Genomic DNA, 22636 nt, shown 5'->3' with positions numbered 1-22636 from the left:
GTTAATGTACATACAAGGAGTGGTGAAGTTGCGGAGGATATGGCAAATCTACTTAACAGACTGGAAAAATGTATTCAAAGTATCAACCGGGACTTTATTGGTCATAGGTATCATTCTTTTGCCTTCCGTCTATGCATGGGTAAATTTGAAAGCAATGTGGGACCCTTATGCGAATACATCTGGTATTAAAATTGCAGTAACGAGTCAGGATCAGGGCACTGAGGTGAACGGAAAGAAGATTAATATCGGTGACGAGGTTTTGCATAATCTTCAAAATAACAAGAAATTAGGCTGGACCTTTGTCAATGAAGCGGAAGCGCGAAAAGGTGTGCTGAACGGAGATTATTACGCAAGCCTGCTCATTCCAAAGGATTTCTCCAAAAAAATTACGAGCGTGCTCACGGAAAATCCGCAAAAGCCGGAGATTGATTACGCCGTCAATGAAAAAATCAATGCGGTTGCTCCCAAAATCACTTCTTCTGGAGCAACCGCTCTGACGAATCAGATTAGTCAAAACTTTATTGAAACCGCCAGTCAGGCTGTGCTGACCAAATTGAAGGAAGCCGGGGTGAAGCTGGAGGAGGAATTACCGACCATTCGCAATATTGAGAACCGGGTGCTGGAGCTGAACAACCGACTGCCGGATATCGACAGATTAGGAAAGCAGGCTATCGAACTGGAACAGAATTTGCCGAAAATTAAGGCACAGGGACAAAAGATCATTGCATTAAAGGAGAAAATTCCTGAAATTAACCGCGCTGGCGATCTGGTGCTGAAAATTGAAAAAAACTTGCCCGAGCTGGACAAGGTGGCGGCGGTTATTTTAGATATACAAAAAAGGCTGCCGGACATTCAAAAGGCCGGGGATCGAATCGTGGAGCTGGATCAAAATTTCGGTAAGGTAGAAAGCGCATTAGCTACGGCATTGGAGGACACGCAAACAGCGCTCAAGGTCATTAATGCCGCACAAAAAGCGTTGCCGGAAGTACAAAAAATTGCGGATACGGGCAAGGATTTTACAAACGGATTGCTTGACTTTCTGGATAAAAATGATAGTGCGCTTGATTCAGTCGGAACGGTGGTCAAAGAGGATTTACAGTTGGTACAGCAAATGGCAAATGAAGTTTCGGAGATTACAGGGATCATCCGTGGTGTTGATTTTGATCCTAAAGCAGCACAGGCTGCGGTGAAACGGGTTAGCGGAAGACTGACTACTGCCGTGGGAGTGCTGGATCATATTTCTCAATTGTTGTCCCGTGTGAACGGATATTTGCCGAGTCAGCCGCTGGATTCGCTCATTTCCCGTGTGAGCGGGATAGAGGACCGTTTCCGTCGCTTGAATAGCACGGTTACAAGCATCGGGGATGCCATTCAGCGCGGCGAGAAGCCTGCACAAAATCTGCTGGATAACGCTGACCGCCTTGCTGGAGAAATCAGCAGCGGGATTGACAGCATTTTGGGCAACTATGATACGGAATACGCACCAGCCATTCAAAAAGCGTTGGATCAAATGAAGACCGTTGCCCGCAATTCTGCGAATGTGCTGAATACGGCCCAAGAGCAGCTACCGAATATTGAAAAAATATTAAACGATGCTCAGGCTGCCGCACAATTTGGTCAGGAAGAACTGACCCGTCTTCAGCAGGACCTGCCACAATATCGGCAAAAGCTGCATGAAGCGGCTACGACGATTCAGGGCCGCATGGGCGAATTTACGAATGCCGTAAACAAGGCAGCGGACTTCGTAAATAACGATTTGCCTGGGGTTAAAAGCAAAATTCATCAGGCGGCGAATTTTGTACGTAACGATTTGCCGAAAGCGGAGCAGCAGTTTGTCAAAATGGCTGACCTGATTGAGAACAAGTTTCCAGAGGCCGAACACGCGGTGCACCAGGTAGCCAACTTTGTAAGAACGGATCTTCCTGCGGCTGAGGATTCCATACGTCAGGCTGCGGACATGATTCGCAAGCTAAAAGGTGAAAATGCCCTCGGACGGGCCATTGCGCTGCTCAAGGGGGATGTGAAAAAGGAGAGCGATTTTCTCGGCAGTCCGGTGTCGTTGAAACAGGAGCGGATTTATCCGATTCCGAACTACGGTTCTGCAATGTCGCCTTTTTATACTACATTGTCCATTTGGGTAGGCGCGATGCTGCTGGTGTCGATGTTCAGGGTAGATGTGGAGGACCCGGAAGGTAAATATAAAAGCTACCAGGTGTACTTCGGGCGACTTATGACCTTCTCCACCATTGGTATATTTCAGGCGCTTAGTGTGTCGCTTGGTGACTTGTTCCTGCTCGGTGCGTATGTGGATGCCAAGGTGGCATTTGTACTGTCCTCCATGCTGATTAGTCTCGTGTTCACGGCCATGACCTATACACTGGTTTCGGTGTTTGGCAATATTGGTAAGGGGCTGGCGGTTATCTTGCTGGTGCTCCAGTTCTCCAGTTCAGGTGGCACGTTCCCGATTGCTACAAGCACGCCGTTTTTTCAAGCGCTGAATCCGTTTGTACCGTTCACCTATGCGGTTAGTCTGCTACGGGAAACGGTAGGAGGAATGCTGCCTTCGACGGTGACGCGGGATGTGGTGATGCTGTTTGTATTTATCGGGGTTTGCTTCCTGTTTGGATTGGTATTTAAGAAGCCGCTCAGCAAGTATACGAAGAAGATGGCTGAGCGAGCGAAAGAGACGAAATTGATTCCTTGATTGTTAAAAAAGAGTGAGTTACGGTGGATGGAGAGAGCGCTCCGCGAAGGATTTGATCTTACGATCGCTGTTGCCACGGGATTCTTTGGTTTGGATAGGACATGAAAAGGTAAGAATCCCGTGGCAAAGGCGAACGCTCCGCTTCTACAGATTCAAATCCTCCGCTCCGCTGGGGCTACCACCGTAAAGTCACTTTCTTTTTAACATACGGCGGGTTGTATGAGGGGGGATGGCCTCGCGCTGACTGCTTCGGCAGGGTGTGGGGCTTTTTTGTTTGCGCTAAATAATACATTTCTATTTTAGGGTGTTTCAAGGTGGTGTTTTCTGGTGAATAAAGTGGGTATGGTCTTTTTTGGCAGGGATTTTTGCGAAATTTTAAAATTCTTAGGCAAAGGCGGGAGGCAGTATGGAATATTCATATTTGGGAAAGTCAGGCTTGCAGGTTAGTCGGTTGTGTCTGGGGACAATGAATTTTGGACCGGAAACCGAAGAAAAGGAAGCGTTTAAAATTATGGATGCCGCGCTGGATGCGGGCATTAACTTCTTTGATACAGCCAATGTGTACGGACAGGCCCGTAAAGGGTGGACGGAAGAAATTATTGGACGCTGGTTCCAGCAGGGTGGCGGAAGACGCGAGAAGGTCGTGCTTGCAACGAAGGTATACGGGGATATGAAAAATGAGAACGACGGTCCGAACGCAGGATCAGGCTTGTCAGCTTACAAAATTCGCCGTCATTTGGATGCTTCTCTGAAACGTTTGCAGACCGATCATATCGAGCTGTATCAGATGCATCATGTTGACCGAAATGTGTCATGGGATGAGCTGTGGGGCGTTTTTGAGTCGGTTGTGGACCGCGGGCAAGTTGACTATATCGGTTCCAGTAACTTTGCCGGCTGGCATATTGCTGTGGCGCAGGCCGAAGCGAAGGCACGCCGTTTTCTGGGGCTTGTATCCGAGCAGCATTTGTATAATCTGAACGAACGTTCTGCTGAGCTAGAGGTATTACCTGCGGCTCAGGAGTTGGGACTCGGCGTTATTCCATGGAGCCCGCTGGCTGGCGGGCTGCTGGGACGTAATGCATTGGCAGGCACCGGCTCACGCAGCGCACGTTCCAAGGAAAAGATTGAACAGAATCGTGGGAAGCTGGAGCAATTTGCAGCGTTGTCTCGCGAGCTGGGCGAAAAGGAAGACGTGATTGCGCTGGCTTGGGTATTGTCCCATCCGGCCGTAACGGCTCCGATTATCGGTCCACGGACATTGGAACAACTGGAGGATGCTCTCCGGGTGCCTGAGGTCAAATTGAGCGAGGATGTGCTTGCCAAGCTGAACGAAATTTTCCCTGGTCCCGGCAAACCTGCGCCGGAAGCCTACGCTTGGTAAGTTGAACCCTTTCTATTCAAGCATCATTCCTATTTAGGCATCATTCGTGGAAGCGAAGTGAGCATTGACGGTGAGTGCCAAGGTGACAAGAAGCGAATCGCAAAAAAGCAGCAGAGCAGGAGTAGCCTCCTGAGTCTGCTGCTTTTTTACCAGATTGCCCTGTCAGAACCTGAATAATAAGCGATCATGACTAGAATAATCCTGCGCTAAACGTGATCTGTCTTTTTGGGCATTATCCGAGGGATGATTTTCTTATCATGTATAACATAACTGTGCAGAACCATGCCAAGAATAACGATGAACATACCTATCCATGATAAAAGAGAGGGAATCTGTATGGATAATAAGATCAGTTCTCCCATTAATGCGAAAAGCACTTCCAGAGATTGTGTTGCTTCCACCGTTGCTAACTTTTGCATATTTCCCCGAACCTGATCTGTTGCTTTAAAAAACAGGACTGTAGCAATCACTCCTGAAAACACGGCCACCAAAGCGGATTGCAGCGTCTGCTCCTGACTCGGCATTCCCACGCTAAAAACCCCGTATAACGAAAGGAATAACCAGAACGGCAAACTGGCTAATGTCATCCCGAGAACACGTTGATAGGCATCCAATCGCCCTGCACAAACTTCCATCATTTTACGATTACCTAGTGGATAGGCAAATGAAGCGAGTACGACAGGCAGAATGCCGAATACAAAATTCTGGGTAGAAATGGATTGCGACTGTTCGAATTGCATGAGAATAATCCCAAGTAAAATAACCAAAGACATCATAAGTCCCTGAATGGGGATTTTTCCTCGTACTTTTAAAGGGCCATTTTCCGTTTGCACAATTTCAGAAAATAAAGGAACAAGCAATGAACCGGAAATAATGGTAATTTGCCATGTTCCCGCGATCAGCCAGCCTGGTGAATAAGCCGATGCGAAACACAATGGAGCATAAAACAGTCCAAACCCGACGAAGCTCCATAAAACCCAGATCCCCGGTCGTTCTCTCATGACGTTCCAAAGAGGTTTAAGCTTGCGCTGGGTCAAAACGATGACGAATAAAACGGGGAGCATAAACAGATAGCGCAAAGAAGCACTCCATATCCAGCTTCCGCCTGATAACTCCATTGACCTATTGAAAACAAATGTAAAAGCAAAAAAGAAAGCCGCCAATATACCGAGCCAGATTGATCGCAAAACATTCACCTTATTCTTTAAGTATCGTTATTACCATATATTAATAACTTTTTATGATTCATTACAAGGGTTTCTTCGTAGTTGACAAGGCGAAAGGGATACTGTATATTACTGAATGCTAATGATAATAGTAATTATTACTATTTAAATGACGTGCAGATAATGAGCTTATATTAAAGGGAGCGTACCACCAATGAATAAGAAAGTAATACCGGTAACGGTGCTGAGCGGATATTTGGGTGCAGGGAAAACAACGATTTTGAATCATGTGTTAAACAATCGGGACGGAATGAAAGTGGCCGTGATCGTCAATGACATGAGCGAAGTAAACATTGATGCCGAGCTGGTCAAAAAAGAAGGGGGCTTGTCCAGAACAGAAGAAAAGCTGGTCGAGCTGTCCAACGGCTGTATTTGCTGCACATTGCGCGAAGACCTGCTGCTGGAAGTCAAGAAGCTGGCGGAACAAGGCGAGTTTGATTATATTTTAATCGAATCCACAGGGATCAGTGAACCTGTACCTATCGCTCAAACCTTTACGTACGCCGATGAAGGGACAGGCATTGATTTGGCTTCCCTAGCAAAGCTCGATTGTATGGTGACCGTGGTCGATGCGAATCGTTTCTGGCATGATTTTGAATCGGGAGAAACGCTGCTGGATCGCAGGCAGGCTACGGGAGAAGACGACACGCGTGATATTTCGGACTTGCTGATTGACCAGATTGAAACCTGTGATGTACTGATTCTGAATAAATGCGATTTAGTTCAGCCTGCGGAGCTGGACAAACTTGAGGGCGTTCTGCGCAGATTGCAGCCTGAGGCCAGAATCATTCGTACTTCCAAGGGACAGGTCGCTCCTTCAGACATTTTGAACACGGGATTGTTTAACTTTGACAAGGCTAGCCAATCCGCCGGATGGATTCGTGAGCTGGAGCTGGAGAACCATACACCGGAAACGGACGAATATGGGATCAATTCCTTTGTATATCGCCGCAGAAGACCGTTCCATCCTGCCAGATTGGCTGAATTTATGAGCTACTGGCCGGAAGAAGTCGTTCGAGCCAAAGGATTGGCCTGGATCGCCTCCCCTCAGGATTGGGCGGCCAGTATCAGCCAGGCAGGTCCTTCCATTCAATTTGGCCCTGCTGGAAGCTGGCTGGCGGCGTTGTCCGAGGAAGAACGTCAGGAGATCGTCGCGGCTGATCCTGAGGCATTAGATAACTGGGATGAGCAGTGGGGCGACCGCATGAGCGAAATCGTCATGATCGGTATCGGAATGAATCAACCGGAGTTGGAAGAAGAGCTGGATGAATGTCTGCTGAACGATAGCGAAATGGACATGGACTGGTCCGGCTTTGAAAATCCGTTACCATGGCCCACAACGGATGAATCCTCGTTTGTAAATTAAAAGGTGTATTTAATTTACAGAAAGAGGATATAGTTTATTGTCACATGGACCTATTGATCCATTCAGCAATGAAGTCCATACATTTTTTGGCCGCTGGAGAAACATTTTTTAATGAAGCGGTAGCGATACCAATAGTGCGGGAATGTTTTCCTTCCAAAGGTCGAATAGAGATGTCATAAGGAATATGAGATAAAATCATTTCAGGAAGAATGCTCACACCTAAGCCGTTCTGTACCATGGCCATAATGGCATGATCATCTTCTAATTCATATTTGATTTTCGGTGAAATATTATACTGTGAAAAAATATTTCGCACATCGGTGTCACAGCCTGCAACAGGCATAATGAAAGGCTCATCTATGAGCTGTTCCACACGAATAGCGGCTTGTTCACCAAGAATATGATTGGAAGGAAGCAGGCAAAGCATTCTTTCTACTTTTAGTGGCAAGGCCTCTAAAGTGTCTAACGTGGGCAGGTTTACGAAGCCAAAATCAGCCTCGCCGCTGACTAACCAACTCTCAATTTCATGGTAGTTCCCATCGAGCAGTTTCATCTCAATGAGAGGAAACTGCTCGTTGAATTTTTTTATAATACACGGCAGCCAATGAATAGATACACTTGAGAATGTACCTATTTTTACGGTTCCGATTTCCAGTCCTTTAATTAAAGCTACCTCTTGATAGAGCTTTTCGTCCATTTGTATAATCTCTCTGAAGTGCTTCATCAATCTTTCTCCGTTGTTGGTTAATTTGATGCCTGAACGACCCCTGATCAGGAGTGTTAACCCTATTTCATGTTCTAAAGCAGAAATGGCATGGCTGATTGCTGATTGTGTAAGATTTAGAACTTCCCCTGCCTTTGTGAAACTTCCCATTTCAACTACGCTAAGAAAAACCTTATATTTAAACAACGAGTGCTCACTCCTAACTTATATGAAATATATTCATGTAACGTATCATATAAATTCATTTTTTTTATTTAATAATTATGATTATAATCAAATTAAAGAAAGATTACTTATTTTGTTCTTGGGAGGTACACATGGACTCAATTGCTAAAACTCCACAGCCGCCTTATTATGCGGCCATTTTTACTTCTGAACGTAACGAAGGAGATCGTGGGTACGAAAAAATGGGTGACAAAATGTTGGAATTAGCTGCTAAACAACCTGGTTTTTTAGGCGTGGAAAGTGTTCGTGACTCACAAGGAGTAGGCATCACCGTCTCATATTGGGAGTCCCTAGACGCTATCAGGAGTTGGAAGCATCATGAAACGCACCAAGTCGCACAGGAAAAAGGAAAAGCAGAATGGTATAAAAGCTACGGTCTTAGAGTATGTAAGGTAGAACGGGATTATTTTTTTGAAATGTAAAGTAAGGTAGTTATAAGTTTAAGGGAGCATCTTCATAGCCATTTTTGGCTTTGAAAATGCTCCCTTTTGGATGTTTCAGATCTTAAAATATGAGGTACTCAGGAATTGGCAGAGTTGATCGGCTTCATATCCTGTATAGCTTCCTTCAAACTTTGGGAGCATTGCTCATACAGTTGTTTTCTTTGCTGTTCACTGGAATCCGCCGCCAGCTTTTGCAATTCCGTCGTGCATTGTTCCAACAGCGTCAGCACGGTTTGATTAGAGTCCTGTACCTTGGACATCTGTACATTATCGCTGTACTGGTCAATGTATAACTCCCCTTGCGGGTCCACCTGCGCGAAAAATACGTCTTTGACCGTCAGGCTCTTTTCTTTCAGCTTTGCATCCAACCATTGTTGAGTAATTCCCATGTATGCCATTTGCTGCTCCATAACTAGTCCATCCATAATAATGGCTGTTGGTTCCTTCTCCGGTAGCTGCACCATGTTGAGATCCTTAAGCGTCACAGCCTGCTTGTCTTTGGCCAGCAGTACGTTGATCGCTCCGCTGGTCTCCATAATAGCAAATTCCACGTCAGACACCTTGAATACATTTTTACTCCGCAGCTGCTCCATGAGCTCATCGATCGTAAGCCGTTCCTTTCGCATATTATCCTCTAAAATTTTGCCGTCTTTGATCAGGGTAGTGGTCTTTCCATCGGTAAAATCTCTGATTTTCTTGCTTTTAATTTGCAATATTTCAATGACAAATGTTGTCAGGACCCATACTGCCAAGGCTATAAAGCCCAAGTACCAAGTGGATTCTCGCTCCATAGGAATGGTAGCGGCCAGATTCCCTATCGTGATTCCCGTTATATATTCGAACACGGAAAGCTGGGATACCTGACGTTTCCCGAGAATTTTGGCAATTAAAAATAATACAGCGACAGCCATTAATGTGCGTGTAGTAACCTCGGCCCAATCCTGCATATGCTCACCTCATTTCATTTTGCCGCAAGCGCGCTCATATTCCAAGCATATCCGCACCAAGGTCTGTTTAAACTCCGGGCTCTCCAATTTTAATTAACTCATTTGTCGTTAAACGATTTAAATACTTGCCAGTATACAAAGGAACTATAGCATTAAAATTTTCTATCGTTGCATTATCAATGTCTATTACGCAGGCGATTGACGGAAAGGGGGGGGCAGGATACATTATAAATATAATTCTTATTTAGTTCATCGGGATTATAAACATTAAGTTTACGGAGGTATGTATATGTCATCCAAACCTAAAGTTGTATTGTGGAGTAAAACCGGCTGTCATTTTTGTGGAGAGATCAAATCATATCTGGAATCCCAAAATCAGCCTTATGAAAATATTCAAGTGGACGGAAATGATGCCCTGCGTGACGTGCTGGAGACTAAATATGGTGTTCGCTTTGTCCCTGTTGTTGAGGTAGGTGGGGATAACAAATATGAAGCGCTGCTCAACCCGGATCTGGAAGAGCTTGGGAAAGTGCTGGAAGGTTACAATCAAGCGGTATAAGCCGAAGGATAACAATATTTTCAAGAGAGGTGGAACAGTTCATGGCTAAAGACAGACAAATCAAATTTGGTGCCATTATTCACGGTGTTGGAGGAAGCATGACGACTTGGCGTCACCCTGAAGTGCCTGCGGACGCGAGTGTTAATTTTGAATTTTATAAAACACAGGCGCAAAAGGCGGAGGAAGGCAAGTTTGACCTTGTTTTTATCGCAGACGGTCTGTTCATTAACGAAAAATCCATTCCCCACTTTCTGAACCGTTTTGAGCCGATTACGATTTTGTCCGCTTTGGCCGGGGTGACGAAGCATATCGGGCTGGTTGGCACGCTGTCGACTTCCTACAGCGAACCGTTTACGGTAGCACGTCAGTTTTCTTCTATTGACCATATTAGCGGAGGTCGTGCAGGCTGGAATGTGGTGACTTCCCCGCTGGAAGGCTCTGCTCTTAACTTTAACAAGGGCGAGCATCCATCGCATCCACAGCGTTACAAAATCGCGGAAGAATATTTGCAGGTAACCAAAGGACTGTGGGATTCGTGGGAAGAGGATGCGTTCGTTCGTGATAAGGAATCCGGCGTGTTCTTTGACCCTGAAAAGCTGCATACCCTGAACCATAAAGGCGAGTTTTTTTCTGTGCAGGGTCCGTTGAACATTGGACGATCCAAGCAGGGACAGCCGGTTATTTTCCAGGCAGGCTCCTCGGAAGATGGCAAAAATCTGGCCGCCAAGGAAGCGGATGCTGTTTTTACGGGACATGAAACGCTGGAGGAAGCGCAGCAGTTTTACCGTGATGTGAAGGAACGGGCGGTACGCTATGGCAGATCCGAAGAGGATATTGTCATCTTGCCGGGAATTTCACCGATTATCGGTAGCACGACGGAAGAAGCAGAGCGTAAGTATGAGGAGATTACCAATTTAGTGACGATTGAGGCTGCGTTAAAATTTTTGGGCCGTTTCTTCGATCATCATGATTTCTCACAATATCCGCTGGATGAGCCATTCCCAGAGCTTGATGGTATCGGCAGCAATTCCTTCCGCAGCGGCACGGATAAAATCAAACGGACGGCCAAAGAGCAAAATCTGACGCTGCGCGAGGTGGCATTACGTTCGGCAACACCTAGAACTGCGTTTATCGGTACAGCTGAACAGGTGGCAGATCGGGTGCAGGAGTGGTTTGAAAGAAAAGGAGCAGATGGATTCATTATCGGCTCTGATGTACCATCGGGTCTGCATGATTTCGTAAATCTGGTTGTGCCTATTTTGCAGGAGCGCGGCATTTACCGTCAGGATTATAAATTCAGCACATTGCGTGAAAACCTGGGTGTACCTATTCCTGAGAACCGCTACACAGCAGCTAAATCCATAGTGAAGGTAGACGCATAACAAGAAGGAGGGAAAAGCATGTCCAAGGTTGTCATCCTATCAGGCAGTCCATCTACACAATCCCGTCTATACGGCTTAATTAACTATACGACCAAGCAATTGCAGCAGGCCGGAGCGGAGGTCACATTGCTGAATGTGGTCGACTTGCCAGCCGAGGATCTGGTTAAGGCAAACTTTAACAGTCCCGATATCACAGCCTCACTTGCGTTAATTGCGGCAGCGGATGCGGTCATCGTCGCTTCTCCCGTGTACAAAGCGGCCTATTCTGGATTATTGAAGATATTTCTGGATTTGGTGCCGCAGGAGGGGCTGAGAGGCAAATCTGTACTTCCTTTATTTATCGGTGGCACGCTGGCTCACCTGCTGGTCATTGATTATGCTTTGAAGCCAGTTCTTAACGCGCTGGGAGGAAGACATATTCTCGGCGGCGTGTATGCGGTAGATCAGTGGGTTGAACGGCTGCCTGATGGAGCATACGGGTTGTCCGAAGAATTGGTTGCACGGTTGGACCGTTCTGTGAAAGAGCTAAATGAGATATTAAAGTGATAGATATTTTCAATATTTCCATTGACAGGTCGTTCAGTGAGTTTTATGATACAAAAAACCGAGTTAACATATTGGATAAATGTATATAAACTCACTGGGGGACTTGCGTATGAATATCGAGAATATGGAAGCCTTTGTATACGTGAATCATTATGGCAGTTTTAACAAGGCGGCAGAAGCGTTGTTCTTGTCACAGCCCTCTGTCACAGCCCGGATTCAGACGCTGGAGCGCGAGCTGGAATGCAAGCTGTTCGACCGCCAAAGCAAGCAAACCATTTTGACGGAGGATGGACGAAAGTTTCTTCCTTATGCGGAGCAAATGCTGCAAGTGCTGCAACGGGGCAAGCAAAAGCTTCAACAGCGTAAAAAATCCCCTCAGCAAGTTCGGATTGGCTGCACGATATCGGTGTCGAACTATATCATTCCTGAGATATTAAGGCAACTCCGCACCCGTTATCCGGAGATTAACTACAAAATTGTGACGGCTACAACGGATCAACTGGTACATAAGCTGTTGAACCGTGAGGTAGACATTAGTTTTGTCCGTAAAGTGATGCATCCGGCCATTCGTACGCTTGCTTTTTATGAAGATCCCATTTCCCTGTATGTATATGACGGTCATCCGTTTATGAAGACAGGAAAGGCCAGCATACAGGATATTCAGCATGAAACGCTGGTATTTTTTGAATGCGGGTCATTGGACTGGATGAGGATTCATCGGTCTTTTGAATCGCTGGAGCAGCCACCGGATATTGCCTTTCAGGTAGATAATGTGGTTACAGCCAAAAAGCTGGTGCTGGAAGAAGCGGGCATCGCCTTTTTGCCGGACGTTTGTGTGAACCGTGAGGTGAAGGATAAGAAGCTGTTCCGCATCCATGTGCCAGAGGTAGCCGGGGTGTCCATGCAGATCAGCATTGTGGCGACTAAAGAAGACTGCGCGGTAAGCTCGGATTTTGCAGATGCACTGACAGAAGGCTTCCGGGGTGCTGTTTTGTAAACCGTTTTTTGCAAATGTATGAAATGGATGAAATGTTCTCTTGCCTAGTGGATTGACGTAAATGATCGCAGGTGTTAAATTAGTCACATCCTAAAACCAATTAAACTCATAGGAATTGTTATTTATTTAATGTGGTAGCTACCATGTATGTCGCAAACTGCTGATATACAAAGAGATGAGGGGGATTCATATGAAAAAGTGGTTTGCAATGTTATCCGTTATGGCGATTATTCTGGTGTTGGCAGGCTGCGGTTCCTCTGATAATGCGTCTAACGCGTCTGGCGCGTCCGGTTCAAACGGTGACGTGAAAAAAATTATTGTAGGTACAGGCACTCAATTTAAAAATGTATGCTTTATTGACGAAAACGGAAATTTAACAGGCTTTGATGTTGAGCTGATTAAGGAGCTGGACAAGCGCCTGCCTCAATACGAATTTGAATTCAAAACGATGGACTTCGGCAATCTGCTGCTGAGTCTGGATGCCGGTAAAATTGATCTGGTATCGCATCAAATGGAAAAAAACCCGGAGCGTGAAGCGAAGTATCTGTTCAACAAAAATCCGTACAGCATTTTCCTGAACAGAGTCGCTGTAGCGAAGGATAACAATACCATTCACTCGATTGATGATCTGAAAGGCAAAAAGATACTCACCAGCCCGACGAGTAATGCGGCATATGTGTTGAAGGAATACAATAAAACACACGGGGATGCCCTGAACATTGTCTATACAAGCGGTGCAGCCAATGATACAGTGCAACAAATTACGAGCGGCCGTATAGATGCTACCATTACGACAGACTTTGCGAACCGCTTTAACACCGATGAAAAAGGAGAAGTAGCTCTGAAAACAGTCGGTGATCCTTTGACTCAATCGGATGTATTGTATGTACTGAACAAAAATGAGCAAGGATTGGCGGATGATCTGGACAAAGCCATTCAGGAAGTAAAAGACGACGGTACACTGTCGAAGCTGAGCATCAAATGGCTCGGAGAAGATTTCACGAAGTCTCTGGAAGATGTGAAAAAAGAAGGCACAACCAGCAAGAAGTAGCGATAAGCTTGAATATTTCAGCGGTCAGGGTACCCCGTGTATTCTGACCGCTGATGTATAGGAAAGGAGGCAGGCATATGAGCAGAGAGTTTAATATCGATTATGTTTTTAGCTTTATTCCGAAAATGCTGTCTTATTTACACATCACATTGTTTATTGTGGCAAGCTCGCTTTTGTTAGGGTTAATCATCGGCCTGTTGGTTGCACTGCCTCGTATGTATAATATTCCTTTTCTCAAACGTGTCTCTCAGGTGTATGTTTCATTTTTTCGTGGAACGCCTATTCTGATCCAGCTCTTTCTGGTGTATTACGGCCTGCCTGAGCTGCTGAAGTTGGTGGATATCAATTCCTCCAGATGGGATGTGTTGTGGTTTGCCGTAGCGACCTATGCACTAAACAGCGGGGCCTTTATTTCCGAGATTATCCGATCGGGAGTAGAGGCGGTAGATCGGGGACAAATCGAGGCAGCACAGTCGGTCGGCATGTCAGGCTATCAGACTTTTACACGTATCATATTGCCTCAAGCACTGGCTGTTGTGGTTCCGGTATTCTCCAATCTGGTGATCGGCAATCTGAAGGATACTTCGCTGGCATTTACCATTGGAGCTATGGAGATGACGGGGAAATCACAGACACTGGGAGCGGCTACGCAGCATTTTGTTGAAACCTATATCGCGTTGTCTCTTATTTATTTGGTCGTCAGTCTGATTTTGCAAAGACTGTTCAAGGTACTGGAAAATACGCTTCTCAAGCATGAGCATCGGGACACAGTCCAAAGCGAGCCTAAGAAACGAAAAAGTTTTGTGGTTCGTTATCTGAACCCCCGTTTGAGTAAAGGAGGCAAGAGCATATGAGTCTGGATTTTGGATTTATATATACGGCCTTTCTGGGATTATTCTCGGCGTTACCCAACACTTTAATCATTACGGTGGTTTCCGTACTGGCGGGACTGGTCATCGGCATTATAACGGCTCTGGCCCGAATTTATAAGGTGCCTGTATTGTCCCAGATTTCCCATGGCTACGTCACCTTTATCCGTGGTACGCCGATGCTGATGCATTTGCTGCTTATTTATTTCAGTTTACCTTTGTTCATTGATGCGGGAGCCAAGCATTTTGGCTGGTCGTTACACTCTAAAGATGTTCCCTATATGGTATTTGCACTCATTTCGTTCTCGATTACAAGTGGCGCGTATATGTCCGAGGTGGTCCGTTCCGGGATTCAATCGGTGAACCGGGGGCAAATCGAGGCGGCTTATGCGGTTGGCATGACAACGTGGCAAGTGTTGAGACGTATCGTGTTTCCGCAGGCGTTCGTGGTCAGTCTGCCGAACCTGACGAATTCCGTCATTGGAATGCTGCATGGCTCTACCTTGGCCTTTACGGTTTCGGTCACTGAAATCCAGGCTCAGGCTGAAATTTTAGCATCTACTAACTGGAAGTACCTGGAGGTTTATATCGCGGCAGCCCTGATTTTCTGGGGTTTGACGGTGCTGATTGAACGAATTTCCGGCTTGGTGGAGAAAAAAATTAATGTGTTTAATGGGGGGAGAGCATCATGATCCGTCTGCAAAATATTACGAAATCGTTCGGCAAGCATGAGGTGCTCAAAGGCATTGATTTGACCGTGAATAAGGGAGAGGTTGTCGTCATTCTCGGACCGAGCGGCTCGGGTAAAACAACGTTGCTGCGCTGCATCAATTATCTGGAAAAGCCGAATGACGGGGAGGTCAGCATTGGCGATTTTACGGTAAACTGCAAGCGACCTGCGAAGAAGGATGTTTTGGCCCTGCGCCAAAAAACGGCTATGGTCTTCCAGCAATACAATCTGTTCAAGCATAAAACGGCGCTGGAAAACGTGATGGAAGGGCTTGTCGTCGTCCGTAAGGTGAAGCATGAGGAAGCGAAGAAGATCAGTATTGAAGTGCTCGAAAAGGTCGGATTGGGCGAAAAGCTGGACCATTATCCGAGTCAGCTATCCGGTGGACAGCAGCAGCGTGTCGGCATTGCGCGCGCTTTGGCGCTGAACCCGGAAGTGATTTTGTTCGATGAGCCGACATCCGCGCTAGACCCTGAGCTGGTAGGTGAAGTGCTGTCGGTTATTCGCAAGATTGCGAAGGAAGGTATTACGATGATTGTCGTCACGCATGAGATGGGCTTTGCACGGGATGTCTCCAACCACGTGGTATTTATGGATGGCGGCCACATTATCGAAGAAGGCAGTCCGGATGACATTTTCAATCATCCCAAAGAGGAACGCACGAAGCAATTCCTGAAACGGATTACACCGGAGTATAACTATTCAATTTAGATGGGAGAGGGAGACATGAGTATTAAAATCGGAGTATTGGATCAAAGCCCTATACACGCGGGGGAAACGGCGGCACAGGCTCTGCGTAACACGATTAAGCTGGCACAGCGTGTAGAGGAATTGGGATTTTCGCGCTTTTGGGTATCGGAGCATCACGATTCCGAGCAGGTTGCAGGCTCTTCGCCGGAGGTACTCATTTCTCATTTGTTGGCACGCACCGAGCGCATTAAAATCGGCTCTGGCGGAGTGATGCTTCAGCATTATAGTCCGTATAAAGTGGCGGAAAATTTCAATGTGCTGGCGTCTCTTGCACCAGGTCGCGTAGATTTGGGCATTGGACGTGCGCCGGGCGGTCTACCGAAATCCACACAGGCATTACAATGCAACGTGCATGATGCGCCTTCTCTCGAAGAAAAGATTGATGAAGTGAGCCGCTATATTCATAATATTCCGTCCGAAGAGGGACCGCTAGCAGGGCTACAGGCTAATCCAATTCCGGAAACACCAGCGGATATTTATGTTTTGGGTACAAGTACAGACAGTGCTGGAATTGCTGCACGTTCGGGGTTGCCCTACGTCTTCTCGCAATTTATCAACAGTAACGAACAGGTTGCACTGGATGCATTCCGCACGTATCAGGAGTCCTTTGACTATAGTCATGGACGTGAGCCGAAGGCATTTTTTGCGCTGGCGGTCATCGTAGCGGATACTTCTGAGGAAGCTGCGGAGTTGGCAGGTGAGCACAAGCTGTACAAAATTCATCTGGCCAGCGGCAAAACGGCTACGGTGGGTACGCTGGAAAGTGCAGAGGAGTTCGGTAAGCAATCGGGTGAAGAATATACGATTGAAGTTACACAAGCGCAAATTAATAAGGGAAATAAAGAGGAAATCTATGCTACTTTGACGGAAATTCAAGCTAAATATCAGGCTGATGAGCTGATCGTAACGACAGGAATACGGGATATCGGAAAGCGCGTTCGCTCATTTGAGCTGTTGCATGAAGCTTTTGCTGGTCTGCCTGTACAGTCCTAGGTGTTGTTGGCTTGAGAAAGTTGTAACCATTTTGGATTTACGAAGGAGGAATAGGGATGAGTGGATCAACCGGGACGAAGGAGCAGGTTTTGGAGCAGAAGTTGGTAGACATTCGTCGCCATCTTCACCAGAATCCCGAGCTGTCTAACGAGGAGGTTGAAACTACCGCCTATATCCGCCGTCTGCTGGAAGAACAGAACATAACCATTCTGGATGTGCCGCTGCGCACCGGACTGGTGGCGGAAATCGGCGGGCAGCAGGAGGGGCCGATTGTGGCGCTTCGCGCGGACATTGATGCGTTGCCGATTCAGGAGGAGACGGGCTTGCCCTATGCTTCACTACATCCGGGCAAGATGCATGCCTGTGGGCATGATTTTCATACGGCATCCCTCTTCGGAGCTGCCGTATTGTTAAAAGAGCGGGAGCAGGAGCTGAAAGGCACGGTTCGCCTTGTGTTTCAGCCAGCGGAGGAAAAGGCGAAGGGCGCAGCCCAAGTGCTGGATAGCGGTGTGCTGGCAGATGTGCAGGCTATATTCGGCCTGCATAACAAGCCGGACCTGCCTGTAGGCACGGTCGGCATTAAGGAAGGCCCGCTGATGGCGGCGGCAGACGGCTTTTACATCGAGGTAGAGGGCCTGAGCACGCATGCGGCTGTGCCGCAAGCAGGGATTGACCCCATCGTCGTGTCGTCGCACATCATCACGGCGCTGCAATCCATCGTGAGCCGGAGCGTCAACCCGCTGGACAGCGCGGTGATTAGCGTGACGAAGCTGCACAGCGGCAACGCCTGGAACATCATTCCAGATCGTGCCCATCTGGACGGCACGATCCGGACGTTCGATGAGAACGTGCGCGCACAAGTGGCTGAACGCTTCGAGCAGGTCGTAAAGGGCGTCGCCGATGCTTTTGGCACAAAAGCGAACATTCGCTGGATCGAGGGCCCGCCCCCCGTGCTGAATGACGGCAAGCTGGCCGTCCTCGCGGAGCAAGCGGCCCAAGCGGCCGGTCTGGAGGTCGTTCGTCCCGTGCCTTCCTCGGCGAGCGAGGATTTCGGGCTTTACCAGAAGAGCATCCCCGGTGTGTTCGTCTTTGTCGGCACTTCGGGGAGTCAGGAATGGCATCATCCAGCCTTCGATCTGGACGAACGCGCGTTGCTGGGAACCGCGAAGCTGCTGGCTTCACTTGCAGAATCAGTATTGGTATAAATAGAGTAAGGCAGGACGTGAGTCTACTCTTTCAATGCTAGGCCCCTTCTTGTATAGAGAAGGGGTTTTTGATTTGTTAAAAGATCAAAAGAATAACCTTTTTCTAAATCATAAAGGAAAATATTGACGTTATAGTATCCTAATGATAATATAAAATTGGTATTTTTTTCAAATGAAAAGAAAGGAGAGAGATAAGAGATTTCGATTGCCATTTTATGAAGTCAATAATCAAATACAAAGGTATGGAGGTTAAAGAAATGCCGAAGAAAAAAGGAATGATGATGGCTTCTTTTTCATTGGTAGTAGCTGCTTCTTTACTGGTTGGCGGGGCTAATGTTGGTGCAGCAGCCTCTAATTTGGAAAGCACTTCTGTAATAGAGTCCACAAGTGTTAGCTTGGCTGCTACAGATATACCTGCAAAATTTAAGCCATCGGTAGAATGGGTTTGGAATAATAGAATCGTCAAAGAAGGCTCAACCAACCGTGAAAATTTGATTTTTGATCAAATATATGCGGGAAAAGGAACGCTGTATTATGTAGTGCGCTGGCAATCTCCCAAAAATCTCACGCTTCAACAACGCAAGGATATGGCTTCCATGCTGAGTCGCCAAGTCAATAATTGGAATAAGCAGTTGAAAGGGTATGATGGCTGGCCTTATGACAATATTACAGTAAAAATAGTAGGCTGGGCCGTTGCAAATCCGTCTCAGATTCTTAACAAACAATCAAATGAAATCGTTTACACTGGCACAATCACAGATGATTTAAGCAAAACGAACCCGAGTATTCCTGCTAAACTCCCAGTTGCGCCTGACGCACTTTCCAGATTTGAACATTTTAATGATCCCAACTATGCTTATCCCGGCGGATTGGACAAGCGGTTTGATATGTATCTGTGGGGAACAGCTAATTTTGGCGGTGGGGCCGGTGGTGACTGGGGACAACGCATGTCTGATGATTATATCCTGAGCACCCTGAACTCTGATGAAGTTCATATTACGGAGCATGAAATGGGTCATGGATTCGGCCTGCCTGATTTCTATGAAGAAAATGACCGTCCACCCGGCGGGTTCCCGACACCCACAATTATGTGGGCAGGAAATTCTTCCAAAATAACAGAATGGGATACCTGGATGTTGCGCTATACCTGGAGTCAGATCAAGAAGGATACTTCTCGTTTTCCTTCCCGATAAAAGTTACGCAGAATAGAGCAAAAAAGCTTATGAATAGGACCGTTTCTTCCAAAATCAAATTCTGTGATGGAATTGATTTTAGTGGAGAAGCGGTTTTTTTATTTCACAAAATACCAGTTTTTTGCATATAGAGGGTCGAATTCGTTCCAATATGATCTCAAAATACCTAATTTAATTCATTAAGGAAAATATTGACGATGCAATAATCCAGTGATAATATAGTTTGTGATTATTTACAAAAAACGACAAGGAGGATTAATAGATTATCGTTGATCTTATATATCAATACATAAACACGCAAAAGAGGTGATAGAGTTAAGCGTTTCAGGAAAACTACCGTAATCATATTAAAGAGTTATGGAGGTATATGTATGTTGAATGGAAAAGGCATGATGATGGCTTCCTTTTCTGTGGTGATCGCCAGTTCATTGCTGATGGGAAATGCTAGTTTTGTATCAGCAGATTCTCATGTGAATGGGAGTTCTGTAGTTGCGGCAACAGGTGATTCGACACTGGCTGATATGCCCGCTTATCTCAAATCATCGGTGGAGTGGGTTTGGAAGAATAGAATGTTGACCGAAGGCTCGACTGCTCGTAACAACACGATTTTTGATCAAATCCATGCGGGAAAGGGTACACTGAATTACGTCGTACGCTGGCAATCTTCTAAACCCGTTACGCTACAACAACGTCAAGATATTGCTAGAATGCTGGGCCGTCAGATGAACCATTGGACGGAGCATCTCCAGGGATATGACGGCTGGCCCTACAAGGATATTAAAGTAAAAGTCGTAGGCTGGGCTGTTGCCGATCCCTCACTGCTGCTGGACAAGCAGCCTGACGAGGTCGTTTATACGGATACGACTACAGACGAGTTAGCTTCCGAAAAACCGGAAATTCCTGCTGTACTCCCGGTTGCACCTGAAGCTTTGTCCAGATATGAGCACTATTGGGATCCACGCTATTCTTATCCTGGTGGATATGATAAACGCTTTGATATGTATTTGTGGGTTACCGAAAATTTTGAAGGAGGAACCGGTCAGGATTGGGGCCAACGTGTGAATGATGATTATCTTTTTAGCACTTTGAACTCGGATGAGATCGAAATCACGGAACATGAAATTGGACATGGCTTTGGCTTAACTGATTTTTATGAAGAACACGAGCGTCCACCGGGTGGCTTCCCAACGAACACGATTATGTGGGCTGGTGATTCCGATCATATCACCGACTGGGATATTTGGATGCTGCGGTATACCTGGAGTCAGCTCAAAAAAGATACGTCTCGTTTCCCAAACACGACTAAAGGTGACGAGGGTCCTATCGAAACATCACCCGATGAAATCGTGAACATTGGGCCTGCTGCAACGGCCAGCACTTCTTATACTTCACCTTGGGAAAATGTGAGCGCACTCAATGACGGCTTTGATCCAACCAGCTCTAATGATCGAAGTCATGCTGTGTACGGAAACTGGCCTGAGGTGGGAACACAATGGGTTCAATATGATTTTGATCAAGAACATACGGTATCCCAAACGGATATATATTGGTTCAAGGATGGCTCCGGCATCGATGTTCCCAAGTCTTACAAGATTAAGTATTGGAACGGTCAAGGCTGGTCTAATGTCAAGCAGACCAAAGGATTGGGTACTGCGGTAGATCAATATAATACCACCACTTTTACGCCTGTAAAAACAACGAAATTAAGAATTGAAATGGTATCCAAAGGTTCTGCATCCACGGGGATTTTAGAGTGGAAAGTAGCGGCTAAACAATAAATAATATTTTGAAATGATTATGGAGGGGAAATGAATGGTGAAGAAAAAAAGAATGATGGCGGCTTCTTTTTCTGTGGTGATTGCTAGTTCATTACTGATGGGAAATGCTAGTTTTGTATCAGCGGATGCGCATATGAATGGGAGTGCCGTGGCTGCGGCAACAAGTAATTCGACATTGGCGGACATGCCAGCTTATCTCAAATCATCGGTTGAGTGGGTTTGGAAGAATAGAATGCTGACCGAAGGCTCGACTAACCGTAAAAATTTGATTTTTGATCAAATTTTTGCGGGAAAAGGAACTCTAAATTATGTAGTGCGTTGGCAATCTTCTAAGCCAGTTACGCTTCAACAGCGTCAAGATATTGTCAGAATGCTAGATCGTCAGATGAACCATTGGACGGAGCATCTCAAGGGATATGATGGATGGCCCTATAAGGATATTAAAGTTAAAGTGGTAGGCTGGGCTGTTGCTAATCCTTCACTGCTGCTGGACAAGCAGCCTGACGAGGTTGTTTATACGGATACTATTGCAGATGGATTAGCTTCTGAACAACCGGGAATTCCTGCTGCACTTCCCGTTGCGCCTAATGAAATATCCAGATTTGAGCATTTTTCAGACCCCAACTATTCGTATCCGGGTGGATTGGATAAACGCTTTGATATGTATCTTTGGGCTACAGAAAATTTCGGTGGGGGAGCCGGCGGTGACTGGGGACAACGTATGAATGATGAATACGTTCTGAGTACGGTGAACGCTGATGAGATTGAGATTACTGAACATGAGATTGGACATGGCTTTGGATTAAACGATTTCTATGAAGAACACGAGCGTCCACCGGGTGGCTTCCCAACGAACACGATTATGTGGGCTGGAAATTCCGATCATATCACCGACTGGGATATTTGGATGCTGCGTTTCACATGGAGTCAGCTCAAAAAGGATACGGCTCGTTTTCCAACCACGACTACAGGTGACGAGGGCCCAATTGAAACAGATCCGAACGAAATCGTGAACATAGCGCCTTCGGCAACGGCTAGTAGCTCTTATACTTCATCTTGGGAAAATATAAGCGCGCTAAATGATGGATTTGAACCTGCCAATTCCAACGATAGAAGTCATGCCGTGTATGGCAACTGGCCTGAAACGGGAACGCAATGGATTCAATACGATTTTGATCAAGAACATACGGTATCTCAAACTGATGTCTATTGGTTTAAGGATGGCGCTGGCATCGATGTGCCTAAGTCTTACAAGATTAAGTACTGGAATGGTCAAGGCTGGTCTAATGTCAAGCAGGCCAAAGGATTGGGTACTGCGGCAGATCAGTATAATGCGACCACTTTTGCTCCTGTAAAAACAACGAAATTAAGAATCGAAATGGTATCCAATGGTTCCGCATCTACCGGAGTCCTGGAGTGGAAAGTTGCGGCTAAGCAATAAGTTATTTTAAAGGCTGTCTCTTGAAGATATTGCAGGAGACAGCCTTTTCTAATTCATAGCTGGAACAACTGGAGTCTGATCATATCAGGCTTTTTTTGCATCTTGATTATGTCGCTTGTTTCGTTC

20 protein-coding genes are annotated in these 22636 nt (G+C 46.2%); 17 read left to right on the top strand and 3 right to left on the bottom strand.

From position 1 onward, the window contains the following. Positions 1 to 28: 28 nt before the first annotated feature. Positions 29 to 2704 carry a YhgE/Pip family protein gene (locus ACQ4MX_RS02650; RefSeq protein ID WP_431089199.1) on the top strand — a complete coding sequence of 892 codons (2676 nt, stop codon included), beginning with the start codon at positions 29 to 31 and terminating at the stop codon, positions 2702 to 2704. Positions 2705 to 3110: 406 nt separating this feature from the next. After that, a complete protein-coding gene (locus ACQ4MX_RS02645; protein WP_431089198.1) occupies positions 3111 to 4085 on the top strand; it encodes an aldo/keto reductase in 975 nt (324 codons plus the stop codon). Positions 4086 to 4291: 206 nt separating this feature from the next. Here the strand turns inward: ACQ4MX_RS02645 and ACQ4MX_RS02640 are convergent, their stop codons facing one another. Continuing rightward, positions 4292 to 5272 carry a DMT family transporter gene (locus tag ACQ4MX_RS02640; protein ID WP_431089196.1) on the bottom strand — a complete coding sequence of 327 codons (981 nt, stop codon included), beginning with the start codon at positions 5270 to 5272 and terminating at the stop codon, positions 4292 to 4294. 193 nt (positions 5273 to 5465) lie between these two features. Between ACQ4MX_RS02640 and ACQ4MX_RS02635 the strand changes: the two genes are divergently transcribed. After that, on the top strand, positions 5466 to 6677 hold the full coding sequence (locus ACQ4MX_RS02635) for a GTP-binding protein (RefSeq protein ID WP_431089195.1): 1212 nt from the start codon (positions 5466 to 5468) through the stop codon (positions 6675 to 6677). Between the two features lie 40 nt (positions 6678 to 6717). Here ACQ4MX_RS02635 and ACQ4MX_RS02630 read toward each other — a convergent pair whose 3' ends face one another. Further along, the gene (locus ACQ4MX_RS02630; protein WP_431089194.1) at positions 6718 to 7587 is read right to left on the bottom strand and encodes a LysR family transcriptional regulator; all 870 of its coding nucleotides are present in this window, start codon (positions 7585 to 7587) and stop codon (positions 6718 to 6720) included. Positions 7588 to 7718: 131 nt separating this feature from the next. On the opposite strand from ACQ4MX_RS02630, the gene ACQ4MX_RS02625 reads away from it, so the two are divergent. Further along, entirely contained in the window at positions 7719 to 8048 is a 330-nt protein-coding gene (locus tag ACQ4MX_RS02625; RefSeq protein WP_025685554.1) for an antibiotic biosynthesis monooxygenase family protein, read from the top strand. A 98-nt stretch (positions 8049 to 8146) separates the two neighbouring features. Here ACQ4MX_RS02625 and ACQ4MX_RS02620 read toward each other — a convergent pair whose 3' ends face one another. After that, positions 8147 to 9016, bottom strand: coding sequence for a DUF421 domain-containing protein (locus ACQ4MX_RS02620; RefSeq protein WP_431089193.1), 870 nt, complete (start codon positions 9014 to 9016; stop codon positions 8147 to 8149). Between the two features lie 289 nt (positions 9017 to 9305). Between ACQ4MX_RS02620 and ACQ4MX_RS02615 the strand changes: the two genes are divergently transcribed. The 13 genes from ACQ4MX_RS02615 (at position 9306) to ACQ4MX_RS02555 (ending at position 22510) form a co-directional block, all read left to right on the top strand. After that, positions 9306 to 9575 carry a glutaredoxin family protein gene (locus tag ACQ4MX_RS02615; protein WP_431089192.1) on the top strand — a complete coding sequence of 90 codons (270 nt, stop codon included), beginning with the start codon at positions 9306 to 9308 and terminating at the stop codon, positions 9573 to 9575. A 41-nt stretch (positions 9576 to 9616) separates the two neighbouring features. After that, a complete protein-coding gene (locus ACQ4MX_RS02610; protein ID WP_431089191.1) occupies positions 9617 to 10957 on the top strand; it encodes an LLM class flavin-dependent oxidoreductase in 1341 nt (446 codons plus the stop codon). An 18-nt stretch (positions 10958 to 10975) separates the two neighbouring features. Then, positions 10976 to 11503: an NADPH-dependent FMN reductase gene (gene ssuE, locus ACQ4MX_RS02605; RefSeq protein ID WP_431089189.1), complete on the top strand. Its 528-nt coding sequence runs from the start codon at positions 10976 to 10978 to the stop codon at positions 11501 to 11503. Between the two features lie 109 nt (positions 11504 to 11612). Further along, positions 11613 to 12500: a LysR family transcriptional regulator gene (locus ACQ4MX_RS02600; protein WP_431089187.1), complete on the top strand. Its 888-nt coding sequence runs from the start codon at positions 11613 to 11615 to the stop codon at positions 12498 to 12500. 190 nt (positions 12501 to 12690) lie between these two features. Continuing rightward, positions 12691 to 13551, top strand: a complete 861-nt coding sequence (locus ACQ4MX_RS02595) for a transporter substrate-binding domain-containing protein (RefSeq protein ID WP_149094130.1) — start codon at positions 12691 to 12693, stop codon at positions 13549 to 13551. Positions 13552 to 13628: 77 nt separating this feature from the next. Beyond that, positions 13629 to 14405: an amino acid ABC transporter permease gene (locus ACQ4MX_RS02590; protein ID WP_431089185.1), complete on the top strand. Its 777-nt coding sequence runs from the start codon at positions 13629 to 13631 to the stop codon at positions 14403 to 14405. Further along, positions 14402 to 15112 (top strand): amino acid ABC transporter permease, encoded by a 711-nt coding sequence (locus tag ACQ4MX_RS02585; protein WP_431089183.1) that lies wholly within the window; start codon positions 14402 to 14404, stop codon positions 15110 to 15112. The genes ACQ4MX_RS02590 and ACQ4MX_RS02585 overlap by 4 nt, the downstream gene beginning before the upstream one ends. Further along, positions 15109 to 15861 (top strand): amino acid ABC transporter ATP-binding protein, encoded by a 753-nt coding sequence (locus ACQ4MX_RS02580; protein WP_134909884.1) that lies wholly within the window; start codon positions 15109 to 15111, stop codon positions 15859 to 15861. The genes ACQ4MX_RS02585 and ACQ4MX_RS02580 overlap by 4 nt, the downstream gene beginning before the upstream one ends. Positions 15862 to 15876: 15 nt before the next feature. Beyond that, positions 15877 to 16893, top strand: coding sequence for an LLM class flavin-dependent oxidoreductase (locus tag ACQ4MX_RS02575; RefSeq protein ID WP_431089180.1), 1017 nt, complete (start codon positions 15877 to 15879; stop codon positions 16891 to 16893). A 56-nt stretch (positions 16894 to 16949) separates the two neighbouring features. Continuing rightward, the gene (locus ACQ4MX_RS02570; protein ID WP_431089178.1) at positions 16950 to 18098 is read left to right on the top strand and encodes an amidohydrolase; all 1149 of its coding nucleotides are present in this window, start codon (positions 16950 to 16952) and stop codon (positions 18096 to 18098) included. A gap of 257 nt (positions 18099 to 18355) precedes the next feature. Next, entirely contained in the window at positions 18356 to 19291 is a 936-nt protein-coding gene (locus tag ACQ4MX_RS02565; protein ID WP_431089177.1) for a dockerin, read from the top strand. Positions 19292 to 19662: 371 nt separating this feature from the next. Continuing rightward, positions 19663 to 21069, top strand: coding sequence for a discoidin domain-containing protein (locus tag ACQ4MX_RS02560; protein ID WP_431089175.1), 1407 nt, complete (start codon positions 19663 to 19665; stop codon positions 21067 to 21069). A gap of 34 nt (positions 21070 to 21103) precedes the next feature. Beyond that, complete coding sequence (locus ACQ4MX_RS02555) at positions 21104 to 22510, top strand: discoidin domain-containing protein (protein ID WP_431089173.1); 1407 nt, start codon at positions 21104 to 21106, stop codon at positions 22508 to 22510. Positions 22511 to 22636: the final 126 nt, after the last annotated feature.

The sequence above is a fragment of the Paenibacillus sp. 8b26 genome, assembly GCF_050626875.1.
Lineage (GTDB): Bacteria > Bacillota > Bacilli > Paenibacillales > Paenibacillaceae > Paenibacillus.
Note: the sequence above shows the minus strand (reverse complement) of the source record. Positions and strands in the feature narration are given on the sequence as shown.

What these genes read in the sequence shown, in the direction of transcription:
- ACQ4MX_RS02565 (WP_431089177.1), top strand. Translation starts at nt 18,356, where the DNA reads ATGCCGAAGAAAAAAGGAATGATGATGGCTTCTTTTTCATTGGTAGTA.
- ACQ4MX_RS02595 (WP_149094130.1), top strand. Translation starts at nt 12,691, where the DNA reads ATGAAAAAGTGGTTTGCAATGTTATCCGTTATGGCGATTATTCTGGTG.
- ACQ4MX_RS02590 (WP_431089185.1), top strand. Translation starts at nt 13,629, where the DNA reads ATGAGCAGAGAGTTTAATATCGATTATGTTTTTAGCTTTATTCCGAAA.
- ssuE (WP_431089189.1), top strand. Translation starts at nt 10,976, where the DNA reads ATGTCCAAGGTTGTCATCCTATCAGGCAGTCCATCTACACAATCCCGT.
- ACQ4MX_RS02585 (WP_431089183.1), top strand. Translation starts at nt 14,402, where the DNA reads ATGAGTCTGGATTTTGGATTTATATATACGGCCTTTCTGGGATTATTC.
- ACQ4MX_RS02610 (WP_431089191.1), top strand. Translation starts at nt 9,617, where the DNA reads ATGGCTAAAGACAGACAAATCAAATTTGGTGCCATTATTCACGGTGTT.
- ACQ4MX_RS02575 (WP_431089180.1), top strand. Translation starts at nt 15,877, where the DNA reads ATGAGTATTAAAATCGGAGTATTGGATCAAAGCCCTATACACGCGGGG.
- ACQ4MX_RS02560 (WP_431089175.1), top strand. Translation starts at nt 19,663, where the DNA reads ATGTTGAATGGAAAAGGCATGATGATGGCTTCCTTTTCTGTGGTGATC.
- ACQ4MX_RS02570 (WP_431089178.1), top strand. Translation starts at nt 16,950, where the DNA reads ATGAGTGGATCAACCGGGACGAAGGAGCAGGTTTTGGAGCAGAAGTTG.
- ACQ4MX_RS02600 (WP_431089187.1), top strand. Translation starts at nt 11,613, where the DNA reads ATGAATATCGAGAATATGGAAGCCTTTGTATACGTGAATCATTATGGC.
- ACQ4MX_RS02615 (WP_431089192.1), top strand. Translation starts at nt 9,306, where the DNA reads ATGTCATCCAAACCTAAAGTTGTATTGTGGAGTAAAACCGGCTGTCAT.
- ACQ4MX_RS02580 (WP_134909884.1), top strand. Translation starts at nt 15,109, where the DNA reads ATGATCCGTCTGCAAAATATTACGAAATCGTTCGGCAAGCATGAGGTG.
- ACQ4MX_RS02635 (WP_431089195.1), top strand. Translation starts at nt 5,466, where the DNA reads ATGAATAAGAAAGTAATACCGGTAACGGTGCTGAGCGGATATTTGGGT.
- ACQ4MX_RS02555 (WP_431089173.1), top strand. Translation starts at nt 21,104, where the DNA reads ATGGTGAAGAAAAAAAGAATGATGGCGGCTTCTTTTTCTGTGGTGATT.
- ACQ4MX_RS02625 (WP_025685554.1), top strand. Translation starts at nt 7,719, where the DNA reads ATGGACTCAATTGCTAAAACTCCACAGCCGCCTTATTATGCGGCCATT.
- ACQ4MX_RS02645 (WP_431089198.1), top strand. Translation starts at nt 3,111, where the DNA reads ATGGAATATTCATATTTGGGAAAGTCAGGCTTGCAGGTTAGTCGGTTG.
- ACQ4MX_RS02620 (WP_431089193.1), bottom strand. Translation starts at nt 9,016, where the DNA reads ATGCAGGATTGGGCCGAGGTTACTACACGCACATTAATGGCTGTCGCT.